This is a genomic window from Rhodococcus sp. NFXS4, from assembly GCF_058139645.1.
The window spans coordinates 467077-493798 of the sequence record NZ_CP192221.1 but is presented as its reverse complement, the minus strand read 5'-3'; the positions used below and the strand labels follow the sequence as shown (position 1 = coordinate 493798).

General features: G+C 69.1%; 28 protein-coding genes and 1 pseudogene. 14 read left to right on the top strand and 15 right to left on the bottom strand.

The genetic code is table 11. The features are described 5' to 3' along the window. Nucleotides 1–80: 80 nt before the first annotated feature. Nucleotides 81–935 carry a CDP-alcohol phosphatidyltransferase family protein gene (locus J4E04_RS02320; protein ID WP_231476405.1) on the top strand — a complete coding sequence of 285 codons (855 nt, stop codon included), beginning with the start codon at nt 81–83 and terminating at the stop codon, nt 933–935. Here J4E04_RS02320 and J4E04_RS02315 read toward each other — a convergent pair. Beyond that, nucleotides 932–1642 (bottom strand): type 1 glutamine amidotransferase, encoded by a 711-nt coding sequence (locus J4E04_RS02315; protein WP_222632068.1) that lies wholly within the window; start codon nt 1640–1642, stop codon nt 932–934. The genes J4E04_RS02320 and J4E04_RS02315 overlap by 4 nt on opposite strands. A gap of 75 nt (nt 1643–1717) precedes the next feature. Here J4E04_RS02315 and J4E04_RS02310 point away from each other — a divergent pair, with 75 nt between their 5' ends. Next, the gene (locus J4E04_RS02310; RefSeq protein WP_490149820.1) at nt 1718–3910 is read left to right on the top strand and encodes an AAA family ATPase; all 2193 of its coding nucleotides are present in this window, start codon (nt 1718–1720) and stop codon (nt 3908–3910) included. Nucleotide 3911: 1 nt separating this feature from the next. Here J4E04_RS02310 and J4E04_RS02305 read toward each other — a convergent pair whose 3' ends face one another. Further along, nucleotides 3912–4661: an isocitrate lyase/PEP mutase family protein gene (locus J4E04_RS02305; RefSeq protein WP_027506251.1), complete on the bottom strand. Its 750-nt coding sequence runs from the start codon at nt 4659–4661 to the stop codon at nt 3912–3914. A gap of 67 nt (nt 4662–4728) precedes the next feature. On the opposite strand from J4E04_RS02305, the gene J4E04_RS02300 reads away from it, so the two are divergent. Further along, nucleotides 4729–5982: a hypothetical protein gene (locus J4E04_RS02300; protein WP_490149819.1), complete on the top strand. Its 1254-nt coding sequence runs from the start codon at nt 4729–4731 to the stop codon at nt 5980–5982. Then, entirely contained in the window at nt 5979–7367 is a 1389-nt protein-coding gene (locus J4E04_RS02295; protein ID WP_490149818.1) for a hypothetical protein, read from the top strand. Before J4E04_RS02300 ends, J4E04_RS02295 begins: the two co-directional genes overlap by 4 nt. A gap of 11 nt (nt 7368–7378) precedes the next feature. Here J4E04_RS02295 and J4E04_RS02290 read toward each other — a convergent pair whose 3' ends face one another. Beyond that, nucleotides 7379–7789, bottom strand: coding sequence for an NUDIX hydrolase (locus J4E04_RS02290; RefSeq protein WP_222646297.1), 411 nt, complete (start codon nt 7787–7789; stop codon nt 7379–7381). A 135-nt stretch (nt 7790–7924) separates the two neighbouring features. Here J4E04_RS02290 and J4E04_RS02285 point away from each other — a divergent pair, with 135 nt between their 5' ends. From J4E04_RS02285 to mnhG, 6 genes and pseudogenes are all read left to right on the top strand, one after another. Continuing rightward, nucleotides 7925–10750, top strand: coding sequence for a Na+/H+ antiporter subunit A (locus J4E04_RS02285; protein ID WP_490149817.1), 2826 nt, complete (start codon nt 7925–7927; stop codon nt 10748–10750). Continuing rightward, on the top strand, nt 10747–11316 hold the full coding sequence (locus J4E04_RS02280) for a Na(+)/H(+) antiporter subunit C (protein ID WP_490149816.1): 570 nt from the start codon (nt 10747–10749) through the stop codon (nt 11314–11316). Before J4E04_RS02285 ends, J4E04_RS02280 begins: the two co-directional genes overlap by 4 nt. Further along, nucleotides 11313–12953, top strand: coding sequence for a Na+/H+ antiporter subunit D (locus tag J4E04_RS02275; protein WP_328811130.1), 1641 nt, complete (start codon nt 11313–11315; stop codon nt 12951–12953). Before J4E04_RS02280 ends, J4E04_RS02275 begins: the two co-directional genes overlap by 4 nt. Before the next feature lie 5 nt (nt 12954–12958). After that, the gene (locus tag J4E04_RS02270; protein WP_490150489.1) at nt 12959–13591 is read left to right on the top strand and encodes a Na+/H+ antiporter subunit E; all 633 of its coding nucleotides are present in this window, start codon (nt 12959–12961) and stop codon (nt 13589–13591) included. Further along, a pseudogene (locus J4E04_RS02265) lies at nt 13588–13839 on the top strand (monovalent cation/H+ antiporter complex subunit F); the annotation flags it as partial. The gene J4E04_RS02270 and the pseudogene J4E04_RS02265, both read left to right, overlap by 4 nt. 95 nt (nt 13840–13934) lie before the next feature. Continuing rightward, nucleotides 13935–14282 (top strand): monovalent cation/H(+) antiporter subunit G, encoded by a 348-nt coding sequence (gene mnhG, locus J4E04_RS02260; RefSeq protein ID WP_204869188.1) that lies wholly within the window; start codon nt 13935–13937, stop codon nt 14280–14282. Between the two features lie 45 nt (nt 14283–14327). Here the strand turns inward: mnhG and J4E04_RS02255 are convergent, their stop codons facing one another. From J4E04_RS02255 to napA, 4 genes are all read right to left on the bottom strand, one after another. Then, on the bottom strand, nt 14328–15443 hold the full coding sequence (locus J4E04_RS02255) for a glutamate--cysteine ligase (RefSeq protein WP_490149815.1): 1116 nt from the start codon (nt 15441–15443) through the stop codon (nt 14328–14330). A gap of 41 nt (nt 15444–15484) precedes the next feature. After that, nucleotides 15485–16216, bottom strand: a complete 732-nt coding sequence (gene sodC / locus J4E04_RS02250) for a superoxide dismutase[Cu-Zn] (protein WP_027506243.1) — start codon at nt 16214–16216, stop codon at nt 15485–15487. A gap of 47 nt (nt 16217–16263) precedes the next feature. Beyond that, the gene (locus J4E04_RS02245; RefSeq protein WP_222632640.1) at nt 16264–16740 is read right to left on the bottom strand and encodes a LytR C-terminal domain-containing protein; all 477 of its coding nucleotides are present in this window, start codon (nt 16738–16740) and stop codon (nt 16264–16266) included. A 129-nt stretch (nt 16741–16869) separates the two neighbouring features. Continuing rightward, the gene (gene napA / locus J4E04_RS02240; RefSeq protein WP_027506241.1) at nt 16870–17178 is read right to left on the bottom strand and encodes a nucleoid-associated protein NapA; all 309 of its coding nucleotides are present in this window, start codon (nt 17176–17178) and stop codon (nt 16870–16872) included. 271 nt (nt 17179–17449) lie between these two features. On the opposite strand from napA, the gene J4E04_RS02235 reads away from it, so the two are divergent. From J4E04_RS02235 to J4E04_RS02225, 3 genes are read left to right on the top strand one after another with little or no spacing between them, the layout of a single operon-like run. After that, nucleotides 17450–18046: a peptide deformylase gene (locus J4E04_RS02235; protein ID WP_027506240.1), complete on the top strand. Its 597-nt coding sequence runs from the start codon at nt 17450–17452 to the stop codon at nt 18044–18046. After that, nucleotides 18043–18966, top strand: coding sequence for an N-acetylglutamate synthase, CG3035 family (locus J4E04_RS02230; RefSeq protein ID WP_490149814.1), 924 nt, complete (start codon nt 18043–18045; stop codon nt 18964–18966). Before J4E04_RS02235 ends, J4E04_RS02230 begins: the two co-directional genes overlap by 4 nt. Before the next feature lie 11 nt (nt 18967–18977). Next, a complete protein-coding gene (locus J4E04_RS02225) occupies nt 18978–19811 on the top strand; it encodes an exodeoxyribonuclease III (RefSeq protein WP_222638011.1) in 834 nt (277 codons plus the stop codon). On the opposite strand, the gene J4E04_RS02220 is transcribed toward J4E04_RS02225, so the two are convergent. Both J4E04_RS02220 and J4E04_RS02215 read right to left on the bottom strand, forming a co-directional pair. Continuing rightward, on the bottom strand, nt 19718–20098 hold the full coding sequence (locus J4E04_RS02220) for a GNAT family N-acetyltransferase (RefSeq protein WP_051613451.1): 381 nt from the start codon (nt 20096–20098) through the stop codon (nt 19718–19720). The two genes, J4E04_RS02225 and J4E04_RS02220, sit on opposite strands and share 94 nt — an antisense overlap. 87 nt (nt 20099–20185) lie before the next feature. After that, nucleotides 20186–20512: a GNAT family N-acetyltransferase gene (locus J4E04_RS02215; protein WP_056442260.1), complete on the bottom strand. Its 327-nt coding sequence runs from the start codon at nt 20510–20512 to the stop codon at nt 20186–20188. Nucleotides 20513–20722: 210 nt separating this feature from the next. On the opposite strand from J4E04_RS02215, the gene thiD reads away from it, so the two are divergent. Beyond that, the gene (thiD, locus tag J4E04_RS02210; protein WP_027506237.1) at nt 20723–21577 is read left to right on the top strand and encodes a bifunctional hydroxymethylpyrimidine kinase/phosphomethylpyrimidine kinase; all 855 of its coding nucleotides are present in this window, start codon (nt 20723–20725) and stop codon (nt 21575–21577) included. Here thiD and J4E04_RS02205 read toward each other — a convergent pair. The 6 genes from J4E04_RS02205 to thiS all read right to left on the bottom strand — a co-directional run bounded on the left by J4E04_RS02205 (nt 21539) and on the right by thiS (nt 26714). Continuing rightward, nucleotides 21539–22357, bottom strand: a complete 819-nt coding sequence (locus J4E04_RS02205) for an adenylate/guanylate cyclase domain-containing protein (protein ID WP_197027813.1) — start codon at nt 22355–22357, stop codon at nt 21539–21541. The genes thiD and J4E04_RS02205 overlap by 39 nt on opposite strands. Nucleotides 22358–22399: 42 nt before the next feature. Then, nucleotides 22400–23884 carry a M28 family peptidase gene (locus J4E04_RS02200; RefSeq protein ID WP_490149813.1) on the bottom strand — a complete coding sequence of 495 codons (1485 nt, stop codon included), beginning with the start codon at nt 23882–23884 and terminating at the stop codon, nt 22400–22402. 25 nt (nt 23885–23909) lie between these two features. Further along, nucleotides 23910–24704: an ABC transporter permease gene (locus J4E04_RS02195; RefSeq protein ID WP_027506235.1), complete on the bottom strand. Its 795-nt coding sequence runs from the start codon at nt 24702–24704 to the stop codon at nt 23910–23912. Beyond that, on the bottom strand, nt 24701–25654 hold the full coding sequence (locus J4E04_RS02190) for an ABC transporter ATP-binding protein (RefSeq protein WP_222638009.1): 954 nt from the start codon (nt 25652–25654) through the stop codon (nt 24701–24703). Before J4E04_RS02190 ends, J4E04_RS02195 begins: the two co-directional genes overlap by 4 nt. A gap of 102 nt (nt 25655–25756) precedes the next feature. Next, on the bottom strand, nt 25757–26515 hold the full coding sequence (locus J4E04_RS02185; RefSeq protein ID WP_027506233.1) for a thiazole synthase: 759 nt from the start codon (nt 26513–26515) through the stop codon (nt 25757–25759). After that, on the bottom strand, nt 26508–26714 hold the full coding sequence (gene thiS, locus J4E04_RS02180) for a sulfur carrier protein ThiS (RefSeq protein ID WP_027506232.1): 207 nt from the start codon (nt 26712–26714) through the stop codon (nt 26508–26510). Before thiS ends, J4E04_RS02185 begins: the two co-directional genes overlap by 8 nt. Nucleotides 26715–26722: the final 8 nt, after the last annotated feature.

The following is a 26722-nucleotide window of genomic DNA, read 5'->3' as shown; positions in this document are numbered from 1 at the left end:
CGGCACGCGAGCAGGCCGACGAGTCCACCGGCCGCCAGGGCGCGGTCCGCCTGTTGCCCAGCGCCGTCACGGTGCTGGCGATGTGCGCAGGACTGTCCGCCGTGAAGTTCGCGCTCGACGGTCGACTCGGGTTGTCGCTGGCCATGATCGGCGCAGCCGCCGTCTTCGACGCCCTCGACGGTCGCATCGCACGCATGCTCGACGCGACCAGCCGGATGGGAGCCGAACTCGACTCGCTCGCCGACGCCATCTCCTTCGGCGTCGCGCCGGCCTTGGTGCTGTACGTGACGCTGCTCGAGGGCAGCAGCGGCGGGTGGGTCATCGCCCTCATCTACGCGGTGAGCATCGTGCTGCGCCTCGCCCGGTTCAACACACTTCTCGACGACGACTCCCGGCCCGCGTTCGCCGGCGAGTACTTCGTGGGTGTCCCCGCTCCGGCGGGGGCCCTGGTCACACTCCTCCCGCTCGCTGCGGAGGAGCAGTGGGGCAACGGCTGGTGGTCCTCGTACTACGTCGTCGCCACCTGGGTGGTGCTGTCGGCCCTACTCATCGTCAGCCGTATCCCGACGATGGCGTTCAAGACCGTCTCGGTTCCGCCGAGAATGGCGACGTTGCTGCTGATCCTCGTCGGCCTGGCGGGCGCGGCACTGATCACGTTCCCGTTCGTGCTGCTCATGGTACTGATCGTGTTGTATCTGCTCCACATCCCGTTCGCGGTGCGGTCGCAGCGATGGGTGGCCGCGCGGCCCGAGACGTGGGAGGCCAAGCCCGCCGAGCGACGGGCCGTACGACGAGCGATGCGCAAGGACCGCCCGGCACGCACCGGTATCGCGCGGCGGCGGCGTCCCGCCCGCGCCACGGCGAGTTCGGCTCGGCTCCGACTTCGGTCACCGAGCGCCCGAGCAGCCGACGTCCCGCCCCGCGACGAGATCTAGCTGGACACTCCCGCACGAGCGAGGACCGCGTCGATCAACCGGGAGCAGGCCTCGATGGAGGCCTGCTCCCGGCGCGCGACCTCCGCGCGGATCGCGGGGACGTCCACACTCGCCTCCACCTCCGCCCGCACTCCCCGTGCGTCCCACCCCTCGATCCACGACTCGAACACGTCGACCGTGATCTCCGGGTGGAACTGCAGACCGATGTGCGGTCCCGAGACGAAGGCCTGCAGTGCGGCCGCCGTGGTCGCGAGCGGCTCGGCGCCCGGCGGGAGCGTGAACGTGTCGTCGTGGAACTGCATCCAGGGACCCTGCGGGATCAGCTCGTCGGACTCCGTCCGTACGGTCACGAATCCGTGCTCCGACTCGGCCGCACGTGTGACGGTCCCGCCGAGCACCCGCGCGAGCAGCTGACCACCGAAGCACACACCGAGAACCGGAACGCGCTGCGCGACAGCGTCACCGAGCCAGGTGATCTCCTCCGCCAGCCACGGGAGCGCATCGTCGTAGGCGGCGTCGGGTGAGCCCATCAGCACGATCAGGTCGAACGACGAGGCCGTGGGCCGGTCCGCGTCGCGGCTGTCACCCTCGAACGAGAAGGTCGTCGTCTCGAATCCGCGATCGCGGAGAGCCGGGCCGATCGAGCCGACGTTCCGGACGCCGAGGGCGTGGTCACGTTCGTGGAAGACGAGGGCGGCACGGGTCATGCGCGCAGCATAAACGGGCCAGGCTGCACACGCTGGAGCGAGAGCCCGGGCCGGTCGGCTCGATAGGCTCGGGGAGTGAGCACCCCCGATCTCGCCCTGACCGTTCGCCTCACCACCTCCGCCGCCGATGCCCGCCGCGGGGTGGTCCGTGTGCACGCGGAGGTGCTCACCGCGCTCGGACTGCGCGAGTGGGACGCCGTCGAGTTGATCGGCGCGAGGCGTACCGCCACCGTGGTGGCACAGGCACCGGCCGGAACGCCCACGGGGACCGTGCTGCTCGACGACGTGACGATGTCGAACGCGGGACTGACGGAGAACGCGTCGGTCGTCGTCGCTCCCGTCTCGGTGCAGGCGGCACGCACCGTCCTGGTGCACGGATCCGCGACGACCACCGCGCTCGACGACGCGACGCTGCGCCGAGCACTGCTGGGAAAGGTGGTCGTCGCGGGCGACGCCGTGTCGCTCCTGCCCCGCGACCTGGGGCCGGGAACCTCCACCGCGTCGGTCTCGCAGACGCTCTCGCGCACGGTCGGTGTCGCGTGGACCACCGAACTGCTCACCGTCACGTCGACCGACCCGGCCGGCATCGTCAGCATCCAGCCCACGACGGCCGTGACGCGCGGCGCCGCTGCCCGCGGACAGTCGCACGACCGCGCGACACCCCAACCTGTCGAGGCTCCGCCCCAGCCCGTGATTCCGGTGGACGACCTGGTCGGTGTGCGCGACCAGGCGGCGAAACTGACGGAGTGGCTCGAACTCTCGCTCGATCGCCCCGAGCTGCTCCGCACTCTCGGCGCGTCGGCCCAGCTCGGCGTCCTGGTCACCGGACCGGGCGGCGTGGGCAAGTCCACCTTCGTCCGCGCCGTCGCCGCCGGTCGCAGGCTGGTGGAGATCGACGGTCCGTCGGTCGGGTCGCTCGGCCCCGAGGACCGGTTGGCCGCGGTGGTCGCCGCGGCCGATCGACTGACCGACAGTCCCACCGGTGCAGTGCTTCTCGTCGGTAACGTGGATGCGCTGCTCCCCCTGTCCGCCGACGGACGGGGCTCTGCGGCGGATCCGGTGTCGACTCTCGTCCTCGATCGCCTGCGACAGGTGGTGCAGACACCGGGAACCGTCCTGATCTGCACGACGTCACGGCCGGACGCCGCTGATCCGCGTCTGCGCGGACCTGATCTGTGCGATCGCGAGCTCGCGCTCCCGCTTCCGGGGTCGGTCGAGCGCGCCGCGTTGCTCGAAGCGCTGCTACGTGATGTTCCGACCCGGAAGATCACCCCTGCCGAGATCGCCCTGCGCACACCCGGATTCGTCGTCGCGGACCTCGCAGCCCTGTGCCGGGAGGCAGCCGTCCGGGCCGCGGTGCGTGCCCACCGGGACTCGGCCGAGCCCGTTCTCACACAGGACGATCTGGTCGGGGCCTTGTCGGTCATCCGGCCACTCTCCCGGTCGGGCACCGAGGAACTCGCGGTCGGCAGCCTGACCCTCGACGACGTCGGCGACATGGTGGAGACGAAGCGGGCGCTGACCGAAGCGGTGTTGTGGCCGCTGCGCCATCCCGACTCCTTCGCGCGGCTCGGTGTCGAGCCGCCGCGGGGCGTGTTGCTCTACGGCCCGCCGGGGTGCGGCAAGACGTTCGTCGTCCGGGCACTCGCCAGCTCGGGGCAACTCAGCGTGCACGCCGTCAAAGGCGCGGAGTTGATGGACAAGTGGGTCGGCTCGTCGGAGAAGGCCGTCCGCGAACTGTTCCGGCGAGCACGAGACTCGGCACCGTCGCTCATCTTTCTCGACGAGGTCGACGCCCTGGCACCGCGCCGCGGGCAGAGCAGCGATTCCGGCGTCGGAGATCGCGTGGTGGCCGCGTTGCTCACGGAGATGGACGGCGTCGAGCCGCTGCAGGACGTCGTGATCCTCGGCGCGACCAACAGGCCCGAGCTCATCGACCCGGCACTGCTGAGGCCCGGACGACTGGAGAAATTGGTGTTCGTACCGCCGCCCGACGCCGAGGCGCGTCGCGCGATCCTCGCGACGGCCGGAGCCTCGGTGCCGCTGGCGGACGACGTCGATCTCGACTCCCTGGCCGAGGATCTCGACGGGTACTCCGCAGCGGACTGCGCGGCACTGCTGCGCGAGGCGGCTCTCGCCGCGATGCGCCGCGACGTCGACACCGCAGTCGTGACAGCGGACGACGTCGCGACTGCGCGCGACGCCGTCCGGCCGTCACTCGATCCGGTGCAGGTGGCCGCTCTCGAGGCCTACAGCACGAGGGACTAGGTCACGCCCAGTCGGCGAGCACCTCGTTCGCGCGCTCGGCGAGCACCATCTGGAAGATCGGGCCGAAGCTGACACGGCCGACACCCAGCTGCGCGAGGGCGGACTTCGAGTTCTTCACCGGGTGGCCGATGGCGTTGACCGGCAACGGGAGCTCCGCGGTGAGTCGCTTCTGATCGTCGTCGCTGTGGAAGCCGACCGGGTAGAGCACGTCGGCACCGGCAGCGGCCGCCAGCTTCAGGCGGGCGATCGCGCGGTCGACGCGGTCGTTCTCGTCACCGATCTGCTTGACGAAGAGGTCGGTACGGGCATTGATCACCACGTGGACGTCGGTGGCATCCGAGGCTGCGCGCAGTGCACCGACGAAGTCGGCGTGCTCCTGCGCCTCACGCAGACGGCCGCCCTCGCTGTGCACGGTGTCCTCGATGTTCAGGCCCACCGCACCCGCGTCGATCAGCCCCTCGATGAGACGCTTCGGGTCCTCGCCGTAGCCCGACTCGATGTCGACGGAGATCGGCACGTCGACGGCGGCAGTGATCTGGCGGATGCGAGTGAGCAACTCGTCGAAGGTGATGCCCTCGTTGTCCGGCTTGCCGATCGAGTCGGACACCGGGTGCGAGCCGACGGTCAGGGCAGTGAAACCCGCGCTCACCGCGAGGTTCGCCGACCAGGCGTCCCAGACGGTCGGAAGGATCACCGGGTTTCCGGGGACGTGCAGTTCGAGGAGGGTCGTGGCCTTCGTTGCGAGTGTCATGCTCGGGGCAACCGAGGGGGGCCGCTGTCGATTCCCGAAACCGGATGAAGACCGATAGGTTCGCCGCGTGAGCGCATCCGGTGGACGTCTCGACGCCGTGTCGACGCCGATCGCCCTCGTCGTCGGTGCGGGCACCGCCGTGCATGCCGTGACGTCGCCCGATCTCGTCGCCGACACCGGCAACGGCCCCGCAGCGGTGGTGGCAGCCGTGGCCGTGGCCGCGCTGCTCACGGGCCGATCGAGCAGAGCCGCACCCGCGGTCCTCGCTGCCGTCGGCGGCGCAGCGCTGGTTCTGGGCACTCTCGGATCCTCGGCCGCCCTGTCCATGCTGGGGGCGCTCGGCAGTGGCGTCGTCCTCGGCGTGCTCGCCGTCCTCGCCTCGGTCCGACGCCTGTGGGTCGCCGCGTTCGGAGTCGCGTCGACCGTCTCTCTGGTCCTGAGCATCACCGTCGTCGCGATACCGCGGCGCTACGCTTCCTACGTCGACACCGACACGACGACGTCCCGCACGGTCGCACTCGTCGCCGCGATGGTGGTGACAGTGCTCGCGATCGGTCTGCAGTCGAGGACGCAGCGCTCGTCCCGGAGTTCCTCGACTCGCACCGCCCTGACGGCAGTGATCGTCGCCCTCGTCGGACTCGTCCCGGTGCTGGTCACGAACCTGACGGCTGCCGCCGGAGCAGCCGGGCTGGGCGCGGTGACCACGACGGCCGCGTGGTCGGTGTCGACGATCGTCGTCACGCTGGTGCTCGTCGGTGTCGCTCTGGCACTGCCGAGCGGCGGCGTCCTCGTCGTCGCGGGCACCGTGCTGTGGTTGTCGACGCGGCCGGCCTCCGTCGTCGTCCTCACGACGGCGGGCACCACGGCCCTCCCCCTTCTCCTCGTCGTCGGTGTCGCACTCGCCTGCGCCGTGGGCGCCGCGGCAGGCGCCCGTGCACGACCCGCGGTGGGCACACCGCTGGCCATCCTGTGCTGCGCGGCCGTGGTGGCGGCGATCCACCTCGGGACGTCCTTCACCGGGGTGGCCGTCATCGCGGCGGCGCTCGCGACCGGCGCCGTCGTCGGGGCCGGCGCCGCGTCCGTCGTCGACGTGCCGTCACCCGCCGCTATCGTCGGCGCCGGCCTGCTCGTCCCCCTCGCTCTGACGACCATGCCCTCGTCCCCGATCTCGGCGGACTTCGGCTGGACGGCGTACACGCCCCTCACCCTGCAGTCGGGGTCCGTCACCCTCACCGAGCCCACGGCAGGGACACTGGTGACGGTGACCTGCCTCGCTCTGTGCGCCGTCGGCGCCGAACTGATCCGACGGCGCCGCGGGTGAGACACCACATCGCCCTCGCCGCCTCACTCCTCGCAGCCGCGCTCGTCGGAGCTCTCGGCGCTCTCGCGTGGTCCGGCCCGCGCAGCGACACGTGGCCGTTCGCGGCCACCGTCGACGATCTCATCGGGTGGTCGTCCACCCAGTCCACCGCCACCGTGGTCGGGCAGGTGCTGGTGGTGGTCACCGTCGCGCTGGCCGTCGGACTGCGGATGCCGACACGCATCGCCCCCTGGGTGTGTGCGGCCCTGCTGGTCGTGGTGCTCGCCTTCACCAAGGTGGCGATTCCCGAAGCGGCGAGCCTGGCCGTCTTCACCGCACTGCACATTGTCAAGTCGTGCGCGGCCGGCGTCCTGGTCGGGCTCGTCCTGCACGCCACCCGGCGATCCGCCGCCGGATGGGTGGCCCTCGCGACCGGCGTGCTCGGTGGAACGCTGCTCGCCTCCGTCGGAACGACCGCCGCGTCCGCCGCCTTCGTGGCGACGCGTCTCGACAGCACCAGCGTGTTCGGCGAACCGGCCTGGTGGTTGATCGGCTCCGCCTTCGCGGCGTGCATCGCCGCCGCCGTTCTGCATCGACCGGCCGCTGATCCCGACGAGGACCCGACCGCCCGCGAACTGGTGCGGCTCACCGTCTACGCGGTGATCGTCGCCGTCGTCTGCCGCGTGGGTGTCGAGATCGTCGGCACCGGCGAGTACGCACTGTGGAAGGCGATCGTCGTGCTGATCGTGGCACTCGTCGTCGTGGACCGCGTCGCCGCACGGTGGGAGTCGGCCGATGCACGAACGGTGCTGGTCGCGATCCTCGTCACCGCCTCTGCCGTCGCGATGTGGAACGTGGGCGCCCGCACCCTGCTCGACTCCCGGCTGCTCACCGTGGTGGGCGTGGGCGGACTGGTCCTCGGCGCCGTCCTGGCCTGGCGGCTCCCGGTCGGACGCATCACGTCGTGGCTCACCGCCCTGGCACTCACCGCGCTGCCGATGGGCGCTGCCCTCGTGAGCGTCGACGAGGTATCGGCGGCAGCACTCGGGGTGGTGGCCGCGCTCGTTCCGATCGCCCTGACCGCCGTCACCGCGGATCCGCACGCGACGGTGCGGCCATTGGCGGCGGCGCTGCCCGGGCTCGCGATCCTCGTCGCTGCGGCGGCGCCGGTACCGGCGGCGTACGCGGGGCTGGAGTCGCTCGACCAGGCTGTCATCGATCAGCTGCTCGACAACGCTCGCCCGGATGCCGGGGTGGGCATCTCGCTTCCGCCGCTTCCTGCCGACCACACCTCCGCCTACCTCCTGCTCGGGGTGGCCGCGCTCTGCACGCTCCGCATCGTGTGGCTGTCCCGGCGCACAGATGCCCCCGAGCCGGACGCCGAGCCCCCTGCACCCCATGCGTGAGCACGGGTTCCTCAGATCACCAGGCCCCGCGCCTGGAGGTGCCGGAAGACCCGCAGCGATCCCGGCGCGACGTCCGGCATGGCGGCGTACTCGGCGACGGTGAACCACCGCAGATCAGCGATCTCGCTGGTGGCCCGAGGTTCGCCGGTGAGGTCGGCGGAGAAGCACGTCATGTGCAGATCACGGCCGAGGGGGTCGCCGAACGCCGGGCACTCGACGACGCACAGCAGGTGCACCGACGACTCGACGACGTCGACACCCAGTTCTTCCCGCACCTCGCGGTGCAGCGCCTGGAGTGGTGTCTCACCGGGATCGATCTTGCCGCCGACCATGTAGAACGCACGCTTGCCGACCGACCGGGCCTGCAGCATCCGGCCGTCACGGACGAGGGCGAGGGCGGCGGTGCGCAGTGGTTCGGTCATCGCCCGGAGACCATACCCGTACCGGGGGTGGGTATCGCTGACTGAGAGGGCGTGGACCCGCACCGGTAGTATGGAGTGGACGACGTCTCGTGCGTCCGACACCCCGCCGCCCCGACGTCCACGACGGAGTGCCTCTTGCTTTCCATTCTCGTTGCCCACACGGTGGCCGCGCTGATCGCGCCGCTTCTCGTGCGTCTGTGGGGACGACAGGCTTTTCTTCCGCTCGCCGCGGTGCCGGCCGCCTCGCTCGTGTGGGTGGCCGCGAACTGGAACACCGAGCAGCGACTGTCCATCGAGTGGGTCCCCGGACTCTCCATGAACATCGATCTGCGCTTCGATTCCCTGGCCGCGGTCATGTCCACGCTGGTGCTCGGCATCGGCGCACTGATCCTGCTCTACTGCGCTCGCTACTTCGAGGACGACGAGCCCCGTCTGGGCATCTTCGCCGCGGAGCTCGTCGCGTTCGCCGGAGTCATGTTCGCGCTGGTCACCAGCGACAACATGCTGATGCTCTACATCTTCTGGGAACTGACGACGGTGCTGTCGTTCCTGTTGGTCGGGCACTACGCCGAGCGCGCCTCGAGTCGACGTGCCGCGACGCAGGCTCTGCTGGTCACCACGGCCGGCGGTCTCGCCATGCTGGTCGGCATCATCGTGCTGGGCCAGATGGTGGGCAGCTACAACCTCTCCGACGTCATCGAGGCGGCTCCGCGCGGCTGGTTGGCGGGCACCGCCCTGGTCCTGGTCCTGGTCGGTGCGCTGAGCAAGTCGGCCATCGTTCCTCTGCACTTCTGGTTGCCCGGCGCCATGGCCGCGCCGACACCCGTCAGCGGGTACCTGCACGCCGCGGCGATGGTCAAGGCCGGCATCTACCTGGTGGCGCGTCTCGCACCGGGCTTCGCCGACGCCGGGCCCTGGCGCTTCACCATCCTCACGCTCGGTCTGGCGTCGATGCTCGTCGGCGGCTACCGCGCACTGCGTGCATACGACCTCAAGCTCGTGCTCGCCTTCGGCACGGTGAGCCAGCTCGGCTTCCTCGTCGCCATCGTCGGCATCGGTTCGCGGACGGCGATGCTCGCGGGCCTCGCGATGGTCCTCGCCCACGGCTTCTTCAAGGCCGCGCTGTTCATGGTGGTGGGCATCATCGACCACTCGACCGGCACCCGAGACGTGCGCAAGCTCGCGCATCTCGGGGACCGGTCACCCGTTCTCGCCGCGACGGCCGTGATCGCAGCGGCGAGCATGGCGGGCCTTCCGCCGTTCCTCGGTTTCATCGGCAAGGAGACCGCGTTCGAGTCGACGCTCGACTCGGACGCGATGGGTCCGCTCTCGTCTGCGCTGGTGCTGGCCGCGATGGTCGTCGGCTCGATCCTGACCGTTGCCTACAGCCTGCGCTTCGTGTGGGGCGCCTTCGGTCGCAAGAAGCTGCGGCAGCCCAGCGCCGCCGTCGCCTCGATGCACGCACCGGGATGGTTCTTCCTCTTCCCGCCCGTGCTGCTCGCCGTCCTCGGACTGGTGGCCGGCCTCGCCGCGCCGGTCGTCGACACCCTGATCGCGCCGTACAGCAAGACCCTGCCGTCCTACGGCGCGGAGGACTACCACCTCGCGCTGTGGCACGGCGTCAACCTCCCGCTGGGTCTGACCGTCGTCGTCATCCTCGTCGGCGTCCTGCTCTACCGAGTGCACAAGGCGATCGCGCGAACGGTCCCGGCCGTGCCGCTGAACGCCGACCGGGTGTACGACCGCGTCCTCTACCTGATGGACCTGCTGTCGCTGCGCCTCACCGGAACCACCCAGCGCGGTTCCCTCCCCGGCACTCTGGCGACGGTTCTCGCGACACTGGCTCTCTTCCCTCTCGTGTCCCTGATCGTCTACACCCGCGACGGCGTCGACATCCGTCTCGCGGACTCGCCGTACCAGATCATCGTGGGCGGCATCATGGTCGCGGCGGCCATCGGCGCCACGATCATGCGCAACCGACTCGCGGCGGTGCTGCTCGTCGGTGTCACCGGCTACGGCTGCGGTCTGATCTTCGCGGTGCACGGTGCACCCGACCTGGCGTTGACACAGTTCCTCGTCGAGACCTTGACGCTCGTCGTGTTCGTCCTGGTGCTCCGCAAACTGCCTGCCGAGATCGACGAGGGTCGTTCGTTCGGTCGCAAGCCGGCCCGCGCCGCCCTGGCCGCGCTCGTCGGCATCACGGTCACGCTCGTCGGTGCCTACGCGATGAATGCCCGCTCGACCAGACCCATCGCCGAACTGCTCCCGGACCTGGCGTACGACTTCGGAGACGGCAGCAACGTCGTCAACGTGATCCTCGTCGATATTCGTGCCTGGGACACCTTCGGAGAGATCTCGGTCCTGCTCGTCGCCGCGACCGGGGTCGCCAGTCTGGTCTTCCGCAACCGGCGCTTCGGTAGTGCCCCGCGTGTGTCCGATGCACCGTCCGCGATGGACAGCGCCCAGGCAGCATCCGAGATCACCTGGCTCAGCGGCAGCGATCTGATCGACCCCAGGCACCGTGTCCTGGTCCTGGAGATCACCACCCGACTGGTGTTCCCGACGGTGATGATGCTGTCCATCTACTTCTTCTTCGCCGGCCACAACGCCCCCGGTGGCGGGTTCGCAGGCGGACTGACCGCCGGTCTCGCACTCGTGCTGCGGTACCTCGCCGGTGGTCGCTACGAACTGGGCGAGACCCTCCCGTTCGATGCCGGGAAGATTCTCGGCATCGGTCTCCTGTTCGCAGGCGGAACCGCCGTGGCATCCCTCTTCCTGGGGGCGCCCATTCTCTCGTCGGCCACCTTCGAAGTGACGTTGCCCATTCTCGGGGACATCAAGATGGTCACCGCTCTGTTCTTCGACCTCGGTGTCTACCTGATCGTCGTCGGCCTCGTCCTCGACGTCCTCCGCAGCCTCGGCGCGCGTCTCGACGCCCAGATCGAATTGAGTCGCCAGTGACCGCCAACATCGGAATGCTCGTCGTCATCGCAGGACTCATCGCCGCCGGCGTCTACCTGTTGATCGAGCGCAGCATCATCCGCATGCTCCTGGGCCTGCTGCTGGTCGGCAACGGAGTGAATCTCCTGATCCTCACAGCCGGCGGCGGCCCGGGAAATCCGCCGGTGGTGGGACGCGTGTCCGAGGTCGCCGAGGGCGACGCCGATCCGCTGGCCCAGGCGTTGATCCTGACGGCCATCGTCATCACGATGGGCATTGCCGCCTTCGTGCTGGCCCTGGCCTACCGGTCGTACACGATCAACGTCGCGGACGTCGTCGAGAACGACCCCGAGGACACCAAGGTCCTCACGCGTCGCAGCCTCGCGGACGCTCCCGACCGCGACAAGTCCGACGATCCGATCACCGGCGAGCCCGGCGAGGCCGGAGACGCCTTCGACAAGGACGGAAACCCGATTCCTCTCGACAAGATCGCCAACCGTGAGGACCTCGAGTGCTACGAGGATCTCCACGAGGGCAAGTTCCGCGACCGTGACGACGTCTCCTCGCCGGCGGGTGACTCCCGATGACGCTGTCGCCGACGATCATCGGGACCCTCACGCCCCTCCCCGTCGTGATACCACTTCTCGCTGCGGCGCTGTGCCTCGTCCTGGGTCGCAAGCCGCGCGCTCAGCGAGTGGTCACCATCGCGGCGCTCGTCGCGGTCACGGCCGTCTCGTGCGTGCTCCTCTATCTTGCCGACCGAGACGGCACCACGGCTCTGCAGGTCGGCGGGTGGGAGGCCCCGATGGGCATCACGCTGGTGGTCGATCGGCTGTCCGCGCTGATGCTCGTCGTGTCGTCCATCGTCCTGCTGGCGGTCATCGTCTACGCAGTGGGCCAGGGCATCAGGGACGGCGACGCGAATCAGCCCGTCTCGATCTTCCTGCCCACCTACCTCGCCCTCACGGCGGGCGTCAGCAATGCGTTCCTGGCCGGCGATCTGTTCAACCTGTATGTCGGTTTCGAGGTACTGCTCGTCGCATCGTTCGTGTTGCTGACGCTCGGCGCCAGCGCCGAACGCGTGCGAGCGGGCGTCTCGTACGTCATGGTCTCCGTCGTCTCGTCGATGATCTTCCTGGCGGGCATCGCCGCCACGTACGCGGCCACGGGCACTTTGAACTTCGCCCAGCTCGCGCTGCGTTTCGACGACATCCCGCAGGGCACGCGGCTCGCGATCTTCTCGATCCTCCTCGTCGCGTTCGGCATCAAGGCCGCGGTCTTCCCGCTGTCGGCCTGGCTGCCCGACTCGTACCCGACGGCGCCCGCGCCGGTCACCGCCGTGTTCGCGGGCCTGCTCACCAAGGTGGGTGTGTACGCCATCATGCGCACCCACACGCTGCTGTTCCCGGACGGTGCGATGGACAACGTGCTCCTCGTCGCCGGGTTGCTCACCATGGTGATCGGCATCTTCGGTGCCATCGCCCAGAGCGAGATCAAGCGTCTGCTCTCGTTCACGCTGGTCTCGCACATCGGCTACATGATCTTCGGTGTCGCGCTGTCCACCAAGGCAGGGTTGTCCGGCTCCGTGTACTACGTGGCGCACCACATCCTCGTGCAGACCACGCTGTTCCTCGTCGTCGGCCTCATCGAGCGTCAGGCCGGATCGTCGTCCCTGCGTCGCCTGGGCGGTCTGGCTGCCGCGAGCCCGTTGTTGGCCATCCTGTTCCTCGTTCCCGCTCTCAATCTCGGTGGCATTCCGCCGTTCTCCGGTTTCATCGGCAAGGTCGCACTACTGCAGGCCGGCGCGGACAAGGCGAGTTCCCTCGCCTGGATACTCGTCGCCGGTGGCACGGTCACCAGCCTCCTCACCCTCTACGTCGTGGCCCGTGTGTGGACCAAGGCGTTCTGGCGGGCGCGCGCCGACGCGCCGGAAGGTGGCGTGTCCGACGACTCTCCGACCGCACTACTGGACAACGCCAGCGACGTGGATTTCGACTCGCGCGTCGACCCGGGCCGCATGCCGGTGGGAATGCTCGTCCCGACGATCGGCCTGGTCGCTGTCGGCCTGTCGCTGACCGTCTTCGCCGGCCCGTTCATCGGCATCAGTGACCGGGCCGCGGAGGACCTCCGCGATCGGAACGTCTACATCACCGCTGTTCTGGGCACCGTCGAGGATCCCGTCACCTACGCGGACGGACGCGACACGTCGGAGGGGGGACGATGACCATCATGGGTCGTGACATAGCCCTCAAGGCTGCGCTTCTGGCGTGGCTCACCGGGGTGTGGGTGTTGTTGTGGGGCAACCTCTCCGCTGCGAACGTTCTCGGCGGGATCGTGGTCGGACTCTTCGTGATGACAGTCCTGGCGCTGCCGAGGGTTCCGGTCGAGGGCCGGGTGCACCCGCTGTCGGTGGTCCGACTAATGGTCGTCCTCGTCTACTACGCCGCTCAGTCCAGTGTTCAGGTCGCGTGGGCGGCGATCCGTCCCGGTCCACCGCCGGTGAACGCGGTGTTGCGATATCCCGTGGAGATCAAGTCGGATCTCGTGCTCACGTTCATGGTCGACGCGTTGAACATGGTTCCGGGCACGATGGTGCTGGACATCGACCGCGAGGATCGAGTTCTCTACATTCACGTCCTCGATGTCGGCAAACCCGATGCCGTGGACCAGTTCCGCACCATTGTCCGCACCTACGAGTCGGCCTTCATCGCCGCATTCGAGCGTGACCTCGAGTGGCATCCAGCAAGCATCGTCGCGCCGACGGACGACAGTGACGTCGACTCCGTGGCCGACACGATCGACGACATCTCCGCGGATTACTCCGAGACGACCGGTGACTCCCGGAAGAAGGACCGCCCGTGACCGTCGTTCTCACCATCTCGGGGGTCATGCTCCTCGCGGCCGCCGTGATCACCGCGTACCGCTTGCTGGCCGGGCCCGACTCCTTGGACCGGCTCGTGGCAGTGGACACCATCATCGCGCTGACGGTGTGCGGTGTCATGGTCTGGTCCGTCTACAGCCGGGACACCACATTGGTGCCGTCCATCGTCGCGCTGTCCGTCGTCGGCTTCGTCGGCTCCGTCAGCGTCGCACGATTCCGCGTCTCCGACACTCCGGAGAAGCGGAAGGCCGCCGCCGCTGCCGCAGCACGCACGCCTCATCCCCCACGCGACACCGAATCCCGCGACAGACGGCAGGAGAAGTGATGAAGCTCGTCGCCGACATCATCAGCGGAACGATGATCATCCTGGGATCGATCCTCGCGCTCACCGCGGCGATCGGAGTCGTCCGCTTCCCGGACACGTTGTCCCGCATGCACGCCGCCACCAAGCCTCAGGTGGTGGGGTTGATTCTGATTCTCATCGGCGCGTTCATCAGCCTGCGCGGCAACGTCGACATCTGGATGATCTTCCTCGTGGGCGTCTTCACGGTGCTCACGGCGCCGATCATCGCGCACACCGTGGGCCAGGTCGCCTACCGCGAGCACAGCAGCAGGGACGACCTCTTCATGGTCGACGATCTCCGCGACGACGAGCGCAACGACCGAGCCTGATCAGCGACGTTCTGGTCAGCGGAGTTCTGGTCAGCGGAGTTCTGGTCAGCGGAGTTCGGAGATCAGCGAGTCGACGACGGCGATGAGGTCGCCCCCCGACCTCTCCGCCACGGCACGCTGACGCTGATACGACGCACCCTGGCGCGGGATGTCCGCGACGCGGCCCAACTCGTCCGCGCACCCCAGCCGTACGGCGATCGGGGTGAGCTTCTCCAGCAGGTCGAACAGGTCGTCGGTCATGAGCCGCTCGTTGCTGTCGGCGTCGAGCACGATCTCGGCGTCCAGCCCGTACCGCGCGGCGCGCCACTTGTTCTCCTGCACGTGCCACGGCGGGATCGTGAGCAACGGCTCGCCGGCATCGAGCCGTTCGTCGAGATACACCACGAGGCAGTGGATCAGGGCGACCAGGGCACCGAGCTCACGCTTGGTGGACACCCCGTCGCACACCCTGATCTCGATGGTGCCGAGCCGCGGCACGGGACGGATGTCCCAGTGCATGCCGCCGAGCTGCGAGATGACGCCGGTCTTCATCTGGTCGTGCACGAAACCCTCGAACTGCGACCAGGTCTCGAACTGGAACGGCAGTCCCGCGGTGGGGAGCTGCTGGAACATGAGCGCGCGGTTGCTGGCGTAGCCGGTGTCCGACCCGGCCCACATCGGGGACGACGCGGACAGCGCGAGCAGGTGCGGGTACTGCAGCAGGATCGAGTTGAGAATCGGGAAGACCCGGTCGGCCGAGCGGAGTCCGACGTGGACGTGGACGCCCCAGATCAGCATCTGCCGACCCCACCACTGTGTGCGCTCGATCAGCTCGTCGTAATGCGGGGCCGCGGTGAGCTGTTGCGACGACCACTCGGCGAACGGGTGTGTCCCGGCGCAGAACAGGTCGACTCCCAACGGATCCGCGGCGCGGCGCACCAGATCCAGCGACTCGCTCAGATCGTCGATCGCTTCACCGACGGTGTCGCAGACGTCGGTCACCAACTCGACCGTGTTGCGCAGGAGTTCCTTCGTCACGCGCGGCGTGTGCGCTCCCGCGAGTTCCACGACGCCGTCCATCACCTCGGACGCGGTGTTCGACAGATCCCTCGACACGCGGTCGACGAGCGCGATCTCCCACTCGACGCCGATGGTCGGACGCTCCGACCCGGCGAACGGCACCGTGGTCGATCTCGACTCGTTCTTCAGGGGGACGTGCCCGTCTACTCGGACTCGACGACCGCGCAGGCGACGCGGCTGCCGGCGTCGCCCGTGCTGAGGGTCGTCGCGTCGGGAACGGGCTGGCCGTCGGGCAGCGTGTAGCGCGTCGGGATGTTGGCGAAGTTGTCGGCGCCCGAATGGACGATGACGGCCACGCCGCCGCGCAGGTCGTCGAGCGTGACCGAGTCGGTCGTCGTCGTGAGGTCGGCGGTGCCGTCCTCACGCACCTGCAGCGAGGTCAGGTCGCCGCTGGCCGGATGGCCGGTGTTGCCGTTCACCTGCAGGTGACCGCCGGCGGACAGGAATGCGCCGGGCTCGCCGCCTGTGGGAGCGACCGAATCGGGCTCGCACACGGGGTTCTGATGCATGTGCAGGCCGTGGAAGCCGGGGGTCAGACCCTCTGCCTCGACGGTGACCTCGAGGTGCCCGTCGACCTCGGCGAAGGAGACCGTGCCCATGGTCTCGCCCTCGGGGCTGCGCAGGTCGCCGGTCATCGCGGCCTCGGTCGCCGAGCCCCCGCCCTCGGAACCCTCGCCGCCCGCGCTGTGGGACTCCTCGCCGTGCTCGGAACCCGCGGGTGCGGCGGAGCTGGTGAAGACGGGCGGAGTCGTGCCGGCGACGTCGCTGGCTTCCTCGCCGTTGCTGCAGGCCACCATGCCGAACAGGGCTACTGCGGCGAGAGGCGCCACGACGAGGGTGCGAGGTGCGACTCGGCTGCGCTTCCAGCTGGCCATGGTGAAGGTCTCCTAGATGTGTGGGGACGTGCTGACCTGAACTCTAGTCACCCGGTGACGATGACGATGATGCCGGGCGTGGAGGACTCGATGCCCTCGAAACGTGGTTCGACACCGAAGCCCAGTGTGGTCGCGATGCGTTCGGCCTCGGCCTGCTGACCGGACACCGACGGGTCGTAGTAGACCGTGGAGGCCGCGATGGTGCCGCTGCTGTAGTTGCCGGTCTCGCCGACCGTGAAACCGGCCGACTCGAGCGTCTGCGCCACCTCGGCGGCCAGTCCGCTGACATTGCTGTTGTTGAGGACGCGCAACGACTGTGCCGCGGCCGTGGTGGAGGACGGCGCACTGGTCGTCGTCGTGGCGGCCGACCCGGCGCTCGCGTCGGACTGCGGCGCGGCGGGTGCTGCGGCAGCGGCGGTGGTGGTCACGGCCGCTGCGGTGGAGGTGGGCGTGTCCTCGTCCGAGCCCGTGAGGGAGAAGAAGCCGAGACCTGCGAAGACGACGGCCAGCGACAGCAGAACCATGGCCAGCGCTCGCAACGGTGGGCCGGACGAGTCCGGGGTCGGAGTGCTCGCGGGGGTCTGATCAGTCACGCTGCGAGCCTAGCGACTCGGCCGAACCGGGTGACCCGGGGCGGCGCGGGACGACACCCGTCAGATCTCGAAGCCGAGTCGACGCGCAGCGCGTGCCTTCTGCCGGCTCGCGCGCAGACGTCGCAGGCGCTTCACGAGCATCGGGTCCGCGGCCAGCGCCTCCGGCTTGTCCACCAGGGCGTTGAGCACCTGGTAGTAGCGGGTCGCCGACATGTCGAACAGTTCCTTGATCGCTTCTTCCTTCGCGCCGGCGTACTTCCACCATTGGCGCTCGAACGAGAGAATGTCGTGTTCCCGGCGGGAGAGTCCGTCACTCGGCTCGTCGGCCCCGTCGGCTCGCCCGTGACTTCGCGCTGCAGCGCTGTCCATCTCACTCCTGTCGTCTGTGCCGCCCTCGGCATCGCGTCTCGCGAGCTCTGCCGTCGACCTCGGGCTGTGCCGTGTGAACCCGGCCGTGACCGTGTTCTCGCGCGTCCCCCGGACCCGAAGAGGTCCGCGCACGGCGGTGAATCACATCCGTGTCGTTCGCCGCCAATCTAACCACGGACCGGGCTCCGGGATGCGGCGACACCGCGGCGCGTCTCGGCCCGGCCGACCGGACCAGAAATCGTCCACCGGGCGGGCAGTATCCTTCTGGACCATGGCAATTCTCCCCATCCGTATCGTCGGTGACCCGGTGCTGCACACCCCCACCCAGCAGGTCACGGCGTCGCCCGCGGAACTCGAGACGTTGATCGCGGACATGTACGACACGCTCGAGGCCGCCAAGGGTGTCGGACTGGCCGCCAACCAGGTGGGTGAACCGCTCCGACTGTTCATCTACGACTGCCCCGACCACAGCGAGGACGGCACGGTGACGCGCCGCCGCGGCGAGGTGATCAACCCGGTTCTCGAGACGTCGGAGATTCCCGAGACGATGCCCGATCCGGACGACGACGACGAGGGGTGCCTCTCGGTTCCCGGCGAGCAGCACCCGACGGGTCGGGCCGAGTGGGCGCGTGTCACCGGAACCGATGCGAAGGGTGAGCCCGTCGACATCGAGGGGCACGGTTTCTTCGCGCGCATGCTGCAGCACGAGGTGGGCCACCTCGACGGTTTCCTCTACGTCGACGTGCTGGTCGGACGCAACGCGCGGGCGGCGAAGAAGGCCATCAAGAAGAACGGGTGGGGCGTACCCGGGCTGAGCTGGATCCCCGGCACCGTCGCGGATCCGTTCGGCCACGACGACGACGAGTGACTCGGGACGCCCCGGTTCCGGGCTCGCGGGTGGTGCTGCGGTACCGCCTGCCGGACGGGTCGACCCCGCCGTTCACCGACGTGATCGGCGTCCTCGCGGCGTCCGGCACCGCGGTGACCGTGCAGCCGGAGTCCGGCGACCCGGTGACCGTGCCGGCCGAGCGCATCGTCGCACTCAAGGCGTTGGCACCTCGGCCCGTCCGCAATTCGGAGATCCGCGGTCTCGAGAGTGCGGCGGCCGATGCGTGGCCGGGCCTCGAGCAGGAGTGGATCGGTGGATGGCTGCTCCGCGCCGGCGCCGGCGTGACCCGACGAGGCAATTCGGCGAGCCCCCTGCGTCCCGACGCGTCCGCCGTCGACCTGCCGGCCGTCGCCGCCTGGTACCGCGACCGGGACCTGCAACCCTCGCTGTCGTTGCCGGACCGACTTCTCGGGGCGCCGGCGGGATGGAGCCTGTCGGCCGAGGCACTGGTGCTGACGCTGCCGATCCCGTCGTCGACCGGGCCGGACACGGACACGGACACCGAGCGCATCGCCGCGCCCGACGACCGATGGCTGGCGCACCATCCCCGCTACCGGCATCGTCCGGACCTCCTCACCGCGGTCCACGACGGTGTCGTGACCTTTCTCCGACGAGGCGACACCGCGGTCGCCCGCGCTGCCGTCACCGCATCGCCGACCGGACGACGCTGGGTCGGCATCACCGCGGTGGCCACTCGACCCGACGAGCGTCGGCGCGGTCACGGGTCCGCGGTGTGTGCCGAAGCGATGCGGTGGGGTGCCGACCACGGCGCGACGCACGCCTACGTCCAGGTCGAGGTGGACAACGACGAGGCGCGATCGCTGTACGAGCGCCTCGGCTTCACGGAGCATCATCGCTACCGCTACGCGAGCCCGGAGGGTGTCACCGCCCCGGGCTAGGGTCGCTCACCGTGCGCCTGGCTACCTGGAACGTGAACTCCGTCCGCTCGCGAGTCGACCGCATCGTCGACTGGCTCGAGCGCTCCGACGTCGACGTTCTCGCGATTCAAGAGACGAAGTGCAAGGACGATCAGTTCCCGTACCAGCGTTTCACCGACATCGGGTACCAGGTCGCGCACGTGGGCACGAGTCAGTGGAACGGTGTCGCCATCGCGTCACGCGTCGGGCTCGACGACGTGCAGATCGGGTTCGAGAACCAGCCGGGGTTCAGCAAGGACCCGGAGGTCCCGCCCGCCGACGAGGCCCGGGCCATCGGCGCGACCTGCGGGGGCGTACGCGTCTGGAGCCTGTACGTCCCCAACGGACGGTCCCTCGAGGACCCGCACTACCGCTACAAGCTCGACTGGCTCGCGACCCTGCGCGACGACGCCCGGTCGTGGCTCGCCGCCGATCCGCAGGCACGCATCGCGTTGGTCGGTGACTGGAACGTGGCCCCCACCGACGACGACGTCTGGGACCCGGCGCTGTTCGAGGGCCGCACGCACACCTCGGGACCGGAGCGCGACGCGTTCCGAGCCATCGTCGACGAAGGATTCGCGGACGTGGTGCGACCGTTCACCCCCGGCCCCGGTGTCTACACCTACTGGGACTACACGCAGCTGCGTTTCCCGCGCCGCGAAGGGCTCCGCATCGACTTCGTACTGGCCTCACCCGCACTCGCGGCGCAGGTCACCGACGCCTCGATCGATCGTCAGGAGCGTAAGGGGAAGGGCGCCAGCGACCACGCGCCGGTCGTCGTCGAGCTGGGCGGGGACGCCGCGGTGACCGAGCCGGCCGGGGCCTGATCGGCCACCATGTCGAGGTACTCGATGTTCGCGCCGATGAATCGACGCACGTAGGAACACTGGGGCCAGATCGACAGGTCACCGATACGCAGGATGTCGAGGGCGCCGCGCACGAGGACCGCTGCCCACCCGTGGTCGCCGAATTCCTCCTTGACGACGGTGTGCTGGAGCACGACCGTGTCGCTGTCGGGGGCGACCTCGTACGCGAGGATGCCGACGAGCGCATCGCCGACGGTCAGGACGAAGCGCGAGTTGCTCGGATCGTCCGACACGAGACTGGTGTCCATGACAACAGTTCATCACCGATGTTGTGACGGATGGTGTTCCTGTGACTGTTGATGCGCAATCGCGACGAAGTCGTCACGGTGTCGAGATCAGTCGGCGGTCACCATGTCGCGGTACTCGGGGTTCTCGGCGACGAAGCGCTGCACGTAGGTGCAGACCGGCTTCACCTTCCAGCCGTAGCCGCGAGCAGCGTCGAGGGAGTTGCGGACCATGATGGCGGCGAGGCCGCGATGCCCGAAGTCCTCGGTGATGACGGCGTGCATGAAGCTGACGACGGGCTGACGACGCGCACCGCGTCCGACGGAGTCGACGGGGAAGTACCCGACGATCCCGACGAGGTCACCGTTGAGCCGGAGCTCGAACCGGTTCTGGTGCGGGTTGTCTGTCACATCGGTGACGGGCGCATCCGACAGCATCATTCTTCTCCTGGCGGCCGTGGGGCTCACCCGGTTCCTGTGCGAACCCGGGCGCGGGGCGGGACACGAGCAGCCTCGTCGCCGCGGTCGTGTGCATCACATGGGTGCATGTGACGTAGACCACTATTGCACAGGATTCGCGTCTTCGCCGGGGGAGCGGGTGAATATGTGGCGAACTCACGGGAAAAGCGCTCGAGTACAGTTCGGCGTGTGACAACGCTGCCCCTGGCACCTTCCGGGACGACGCCACTGCGCGTCCTCACCATCGCCGGCACCGACTCCGGCGGCGGCGCCGGAATCCAGGCCGACTCGCGCACCATCGCTCTGTGCGGACTGCATGCCTGCGTCGCGGTCGCCGCCGTGACGGTGCAGAACACGGTGGGAGTCAGCGGTTTTCACGAGATCCCACCCGCCGTGGTGGCCGACCAGGTGCGAACGGTGGTGTCGGACATCGGCATCGGCGCGGCCAAGACCGGCATGCTGGCGTCCACCGCCATCATCGAGGCCGTCACCGACGTGTGCACCGAGGTCGGGATCGGCCGCGGTGGCTCGGTACCGCTCGTCGTGGACCCGGTCTCGGCGTCGATGCACGGCGATTCCCTCCTGCACGCCGATGCTCTGGATGCGCTGCGCACCAGACTCATTCCCCTCGCCACGATCGTCACGCCCAACCTCGACGAGGTCCGACTGCTCACCGGCATCGACGTCGAGGACGAGGTGACGGCGCGACGGGCCGCCGAGGCACTGCACGCGCTCGGCGCCCAGTGGGCCGTCGTCAAGGGTGGGCACCTGCGGACCTCGTCGTCGAGCACCGATCTGCTTTTCGACGGTGAACGGATGCTCGAGTTCACGAACCCTCGTATCGACACGGGCAACGATCACGGCGGCGGCGACACCCTCGCCGCAGCGCTGGCGTGCGCCCTCGCCCACGGCTACGCGGTGCCGGACGCGTTCGAGTTCGCGAAGGAGTGGGTCACGAAGTCGCTCGAGGCCGCGTACGACCTCGGCCACGGTCACGGCCCGGTCTCACCGCTCTGGCGACTGCACCAGTCGGCTGATGCGTAGATCCTCGGGCACACCGGTCAGCTTCGGCGAGAACAACCCGCGCCGGTAGGGCTTGGTGGCCAGCCCGACGGTGTCCAGCACCTCGGGTGACACCAGATCCAGCGCGGCGTTCGAGATCATGACGTTGCCGTCGGCACCGGTCTGCATGACGCGAGCGGCCACGGTGACGTCGACGCCGAGCCAGTCCGATCCCACGGCGCGCGGACAGCCGGTGTGGATGCCGACGCGCATCCGTGGGGTGTAGCCGTTCACGTCGACACGGGCCAGAGCAGTCTGCGCCTCGAAGACGGCCCGCACCGCGTTGTCCGCGCTCGGGAAGACGGCCATCAGCCCGTCTCCCAGGCGTTTGACGATGTGACCGCCGCGATCGAGCATCGGCCGCTCGACCGCACGGGCCACCTGCTTGAGCAGCACCAGAGTGGTGGCGTCACCGGCGGACAGCGACCACGTGGAGAAGCCGACGAGATCGGTGAAGACGATGGTGACCTCGCGCTCGCCCCGCCCGCGACCCGCGCGTTCGAGCACCGCCTGCCACACCTGCAGCGCACCCAGCGAGAGTTCCTTCGAGGCGCCGGGAGCGTCGCCCTGCAGCCGGTCGGTGACCCGCGCGACCATGCGCGCGGCTCCGGGTCCGGCCGTCGAGAGCGGATCGCCGAACGACGGATCACCGGGCAGCACTCCGCGTACGCGGCGGACCAGTTCGACGACCCGCGGCGTCCGGTTGACGGTGCGGGCAGCGTCGGCGGCCCGACGGGCGGCGTCACCTGCGCTGATCTTCACCGCTCGACCTTATCTTGTCGTTACTCCGAGTGACAGTAAACGTCACTCGGCCTGACGGGCAGCGTCTCGATCGGCACCCACGGGGACGCCGTTCGGGCCCGTCACCGACTCGGCGTACGTGCCGATGCCGTAGGCGACGGCCTTCGAGTTGATGCCGAGAGCCTCCCGGTCGACGTTCTCGAGCGTGTCCTCGGCGGTGTGGTAGTTCGGGTCGAAGGGCTCGTTCGCCGTCCCGCCCCAGCGCGCGGCCTGCTCCTCGGTCTTCACGTCGTCGGCGCCGCTGAAGACACCGCCCGAGGGGATGCCGACCTCGATGAAGGGGCCGTAGTCCGAGCGCCCGTCGAAGTCGGTGCCGTCGGCGTCCTGCGTCGTGAGCTGCTCCTCGAAGACTCGCTCGATCGCGTCCGAGCCGGTGGGGCCGGCGGGCTCGCCGACCTGATCCGAGTCGTCTCCGTCGTAGACGAGGTAGCCGGCGTTGTTCGACCCGACCATGTCGAAGTTCAGGTAGAGCGCGATCGCGGCCTTGTCCTCGTCGGACAGTCCCTCGACGTACTTCGTGGATCCGACCAGACCGAGTTCCTCCGCGCCCCAGAACCCGAACCGCACGGCGTTGGTCACATCCGGCGAGCCACCCATCTGCAGAGCGGACTCGAGCACGGCGGCGGTACCGGTTCCGTTGTCGTTGATGCCCGGGCCCTCGGGGACCGAGTCGAGATGCGCTCCCGCCATGACGACGTTCTCGGTGGATCCCGTCGTGGTCTGCGCGAGAATGTTGCGGCTGGTCGTGGTCTCGGTCTCCGCGGCGAGCGTGATCTGCGCGGTGGTCGGGGCCGCGGCCAGAGCGGCACCGTCCTCACGGCTGACACCCACCGACGGGATGCGGGCATCCTCCTTCGCGCCGAGCGTGCCGGCGTCGAGCGGACCGTCCTCGTTGTTGGACACGATGATCGCGGCGGCGCCGCGATCGGCGGCGATCTGCCCCTTCTGCGCGAAAGAGCACACCCCGCGCGGGACCAGAGCGACAGCGCCGGTCAGCGTGAGGCCGTCGTAGTCGGTGGCCTCGCAGCCGGGTGAGTCGTCGGCAGGTGCTGCCACGATCGGACCGGAGACCCCACCGGCGGGCGTGGCCGGTGAGTACGTGAACGCGCTCACCGGCACGTCGCGGTCGGCAGCGCGCAGCGCCACCGAGTCGAGGGTGTAGCTGTCGAACGAGAACTCGGGCGTCTCGACGTCGAAGCCCGCGTCCCGCAGTGTGTCGGCCACGTAGTCGACGCTGGCGTCGTATCCGGCGGTGCCGGCGGCGCGATTCCCGTCGTGCGCGTCGGCGATGTCGGAGAGCTCCTGCAGGTGGCTCACCACCGCGTCGAGGGTGACGGCCTCGGACAGCGAGGAACCCGTGACCGGTGCGGCCACGGGTTCCTCGGACGGGGTGGCTCCTTCACCGGACGAGCCGGAGGAGCAGGACGACAGCGCGAGCACTCCCGCCGCACAGATCGCGATGGACAGGGTCGATCGTGTCGTCCGCATGAACGTCACCCTAACGAAAGAGCGGTCACGCGTCTCGCTTGTTCACCACCACCACTGCGGCGCCGAAGACGACGGCGACGAAGGCCGCGAAGTAGGCCAGGCTGCCCCACGGTCCCCAGTGGTACTCCACTCCACCGGGCGAACCGAGGAAGTTGTTCGCGTTCATGAACGGGAGGAAGGGCATGATGTCGCGCCCGATGCTGCCGAACAGGTTGAACAGCGACTCGATCAACAGCGGCCACAGGAGCAGCAGTGCGATCGCGGCGGCCGACTGTCGCAGCAGCGCACCGACTCCCACGGCGAGGACGACGCACAGGAAGGCGTAGATCGGGACACCGTAGATGGCACGCCACGCGTCCGAACCCTCGAGCACGAGTGCGGCGCCCGCATCGGGACCGGCCGTGGCCTTCGCGATGTAGAACGCGCCCAGCGTGAGCACCAGGGACAACACCGCACCGAAGACGCCGATGAGCAGCGCCTTCACGCCGAGTACCGAGGCACGGCTGGGGATGGCCTGGAACGTGGTCCGGATGATGCCGAAGCGATACTCGCTGGTGATCGACAGCGCCGCGAGAATCATGAGCACGAGAACGCCGAACCCGCTGACGCCGGCGACGGCGTCCGCGAGGGTCGGCAGGTACGGCTCGAAGCCGGGGTCGTTTCCGGCGGCGATGTCGTTCTGCACGGTGGTGACCGTCGACTTGGCCGTGATGCCGATGACGGCACCGATGCCCAGCCCGAGCGCCACGATGATGACGGTGCACCACCACGGCGACTTCGTCGAGGTGAGTTTGATTCGTTCCGCTGCAAGCACACTCATCGCAGTGCCCCTCCCATCGCGTTGTTGTCGGTACCGGCGCCGTGGTACTGCACGTCGTCACCGGTGAGTTTCATGAACGCGTCCTCGAGCGAACCGTGCTGGGACGCCAGCTCGTGCAGGACGATGTTGTGGCGCGCGGCGATCTCGCCGATCGCCTCCGTGGTGGACTCGGCCACCACGAGAGTCGGATGCACCTGATCGAGGCTGCTGGGCTCCTTGACCGTCAGACCTGCCGACGTGAGCGCGCTGCGCAGGGCGTCGAGCTGGGGGCTGCGGACGCGGACCGACGCCTCCGAGGCGCGGTCGACGAACTCCTGCACGGACGAGTCCGAGATGAGCCGACCGCGGCCGATGACGATCAGTTGTTCTGCGGTGAGCGCCATCTCGGAGAGCAGGTGCGAGGACACCAGCACGGTCCGCCCCTCGGCGGCGAGGCGCTGCATGAACTTGCGGATCCAGACGATGCCCTCGGGATCGAGTCCGTTGACCGGCTCGTCGAACATCAGGACCTTCGGGTCACCGAGCAACGCACCGGCCAGACCGAGTCGCTGCGACATGCCGAGGGAGAACCCGCCGGCCTTCTGCTTGGCCACCTCGGACAGACCGACGAGGCGGAGCACCTCGTCGACGCGGGACGAGGCGATGCCGTTGGAGGCCGCCATCCACTGCAGGTGAGCGCGCGCGGATCTGTTGGGGTGCACCCACTTCGCGTCGAGCAGAGCGCCGACGGTGCGAATGGGATTCTTCAGCTCACGGTAGGGCCGACCCTCGATGAGTGCCGTTCCGGACGTGGGCTGATCGAGCCCGAGGATCATCCGCATCGTGGTGGACTTGCCGGCACCGTTGGGGCCGAGGAAGCCCGTCACGATACCCGGGCGCACCGTGAAGGAGAGATCGTCCACGGCTTTCTTCGCGCCGAACTGTTTGGTCAAACCTGTCACTTCGATCATGTGCATCAGGATGCCCGAGCAGGACCACCGACCACATCGCTCCCGGGTCTCGACCCGGGTCATCCGAAGGGATGACGCGACCCTGAGCCGCCCCCGGGGTGGTCAGTCGACGTCGGGCGAGGACGCCTGCGCCCAGAACCGTTTCGGGATCCGGCCCGCCAGCGCCGCCGATCGTCCGCCGCGCACCGCATCGGCCATGGCGGAGGCCATCATTCGCGGATCACGAGCGCGTGTGACCGCGGTGGCGAGCAGCACCGCCGAGCACCCCAGCTCCATGGCGAGTGCCGCGTCGCTCGCCGTGCCGATGCCGGCGTCGAGCACCACGGGAACCCCTGCGGCCGAGGTGATCATCTCGATGTTGTGCGGATTCGCGATGCCCAGCCCCGTCCCGATGGGCGATCCGAGCGGCATGACCGCGGCGCACCCCACGTCCTCGAGGCGACGCGCGAGCACCGGATCGTCGGTGGTGTAGGGCAACACGACGAAATCGTCGTCGACGAGTTGCTCCGCGGCGCGCACCAGCTCGATGGCGTCGGGCAGGAGGGTCCGCTCGTCCGCGATCACCTCGAGTTTGATCCAGTCGGTCTCCAGCGCCTCTCGTGCCAACTGCGCGGTGAGCACGGCCTCGGCGGCGCCGCGACATCCCGCCGTGTTGGGCAGCAGGGCGATGCCGAGGCGCGTGAGGAGATCGAGCACCCCGGTGCCGCCCGAGGCGTCGACGCGGCGCAGAGCGACGGTGGTGAGTTCCGTCCCCGATGCGACGAGGGCCTCCTCCAGCACCGCGAGGTTGGCCGCGCCCCCGGTCCCCATGATCAGGCGAGAGGTGAAGGTACGGTCGGCGATGGTCAGCTGATCAGCCACCCTGCACCGCCGTCAGCACCTCGATGGTCCAGCCGCGGCCCACGTCCTCGCCCCACCGCGAGCGCGGCAGCACGATTCCGTCCACCGCCACGGCGATGCCCTTCTCGGGAAGACCCAGCTGGGTCAGCATGTCCTGCACCGTCGTGCCGGGCTCGAGGTCGTGATCCGCACCGTTGACGGTGACACCCACTGCGGTCATGTTCGTCT

What these genes read in the sequence shown, in the direction of transcription:
- J4E04_RS02320 (WP_231476405.1), top strand. Translation starts at nt 81, where the DNA reads ATGTGCGCAGGACTGTCCGCCGTGAAGTTCGCGCTCGACGGTCGACTC.
- J4E04_RS02315 (WP_222632068.1), bottom strand. Translation starts at nt 1,642, where the DNA reads ATGACCCGTGCCGCCCTCGTCTTCCACGAACGTGACCACGCCCTCGGC.
- J4E04_RS02305 (WP_027506251.1), bottom strand. Translation starts at nt 4,661, where the DNA reads ATGACACTCGCAACGAAGGCCACGACCCTCCTCGAACTGCACGTCCCC.
- J4E04_RS02290 (WP_222646297.1), bottom strand. Translation starts at nt 7,789, where the DNA reads ATGACCGAACCACTGCGCACCGCCGCCCTCGCCCTCGTCCGTGACGGC.
- J4E04_RS02275 (WP_328811130.1), top strand. Translation starts at nt 11,313, where the DNA reads ATGACGCTGTCGCCGACGATCATCGGGACCCTCACGCCCCTCCCCGTC.
- J4E04_RS02270 (WP_490150489.1), top strand. Translation starts at nt 12,959, where the DNA reads ATGGGTCGTGACATAGCCCTCAAGGCTGCGCTTCTGGCGTGGCTCACC.
- mnhG (WP_204869188.1), top strand. Translation starts at nt 13,935, where the DNA reads ATGAAGCTCGTCGCCGACATCATCAGCGGAACGATGATCATCCTGGGA.
- sodC (WP_027506243.1), bottom strand. Translation starts at nt 16,216, where the DNA reads ATGGCCAGCTGGAAGCGCAGCCGAGTCGCACCTCGCACCCTCGTCGTG.
- J4E04_RS02245 (WP_222632640.1), bottom strand. Translation starts at nt 16,740, where the DNA reads ATGGTTCTGCTGTCGCTGGCCGTCGTCTTCGCAGGTCTCGGCTTCTTC.
- napA (WP_027506241.1), bottom strand. Translation starts at nt 17,178, where the DNA reads ATGGACAGCGCTGCAGCGCGAAGTCACGGGCGAGCCGACGGGGCCGAC.
- J4E04_RS02235 (WP_027506240.1), top strand. Translation starts at nt 17,450, where the DNA reads ATGGCAATTCTCCCCATCCGTATCGTCGGTGACCCGGTGCTGCACACC.
- J4E04_RS02220 (WP_051613451.1), bottom strand. Translation starts at nt 20,098, where the DNA reads ATGGACACCAGTCTCGTGTCGGACGATCCGAGCAACTCGCGCTTCGTC.
- J4E04_RS02215 (WP_056442260.1), bottom strand. Translation starts at nt 20,512, where the DNA reads ATGCTGTCGGATGCGCCCGTCACCGATGTGACAGACAACCCGCACCAG.
- J4E04_RS02200 (WP_490149813.1), bottom strand. Translation starts at nt 23,884, where the DNA reads ATGCGGACGACACGATCGACCCTGTCCATCGCGATCTGTGCGGCGGGA.
- J4E04_RS02195 (WP_027506235.1), bottom strand. Translation starts at nt 24,704, where the DNA reads ATGAGTGTGCTTGCAGCGGAACGAATCAAACTCACCTCGACGAAGTCG.
- J4E04_RS02190 (WP_222638009.1), bottom strand. Translation starts at nt 25,654, where the DNA reads ATGATCGAAGTGACAGGTTTGACCAAACAGTTCGGCGCGAAGAAAGCC.
- thiS (WP_027506232.1), bottom strand. Translation starts at nt 26,714, where the DNA reads ATGACCGCAGTGGGTGTCACCGTCAACGGTGCGGATCACGACCTCGAG.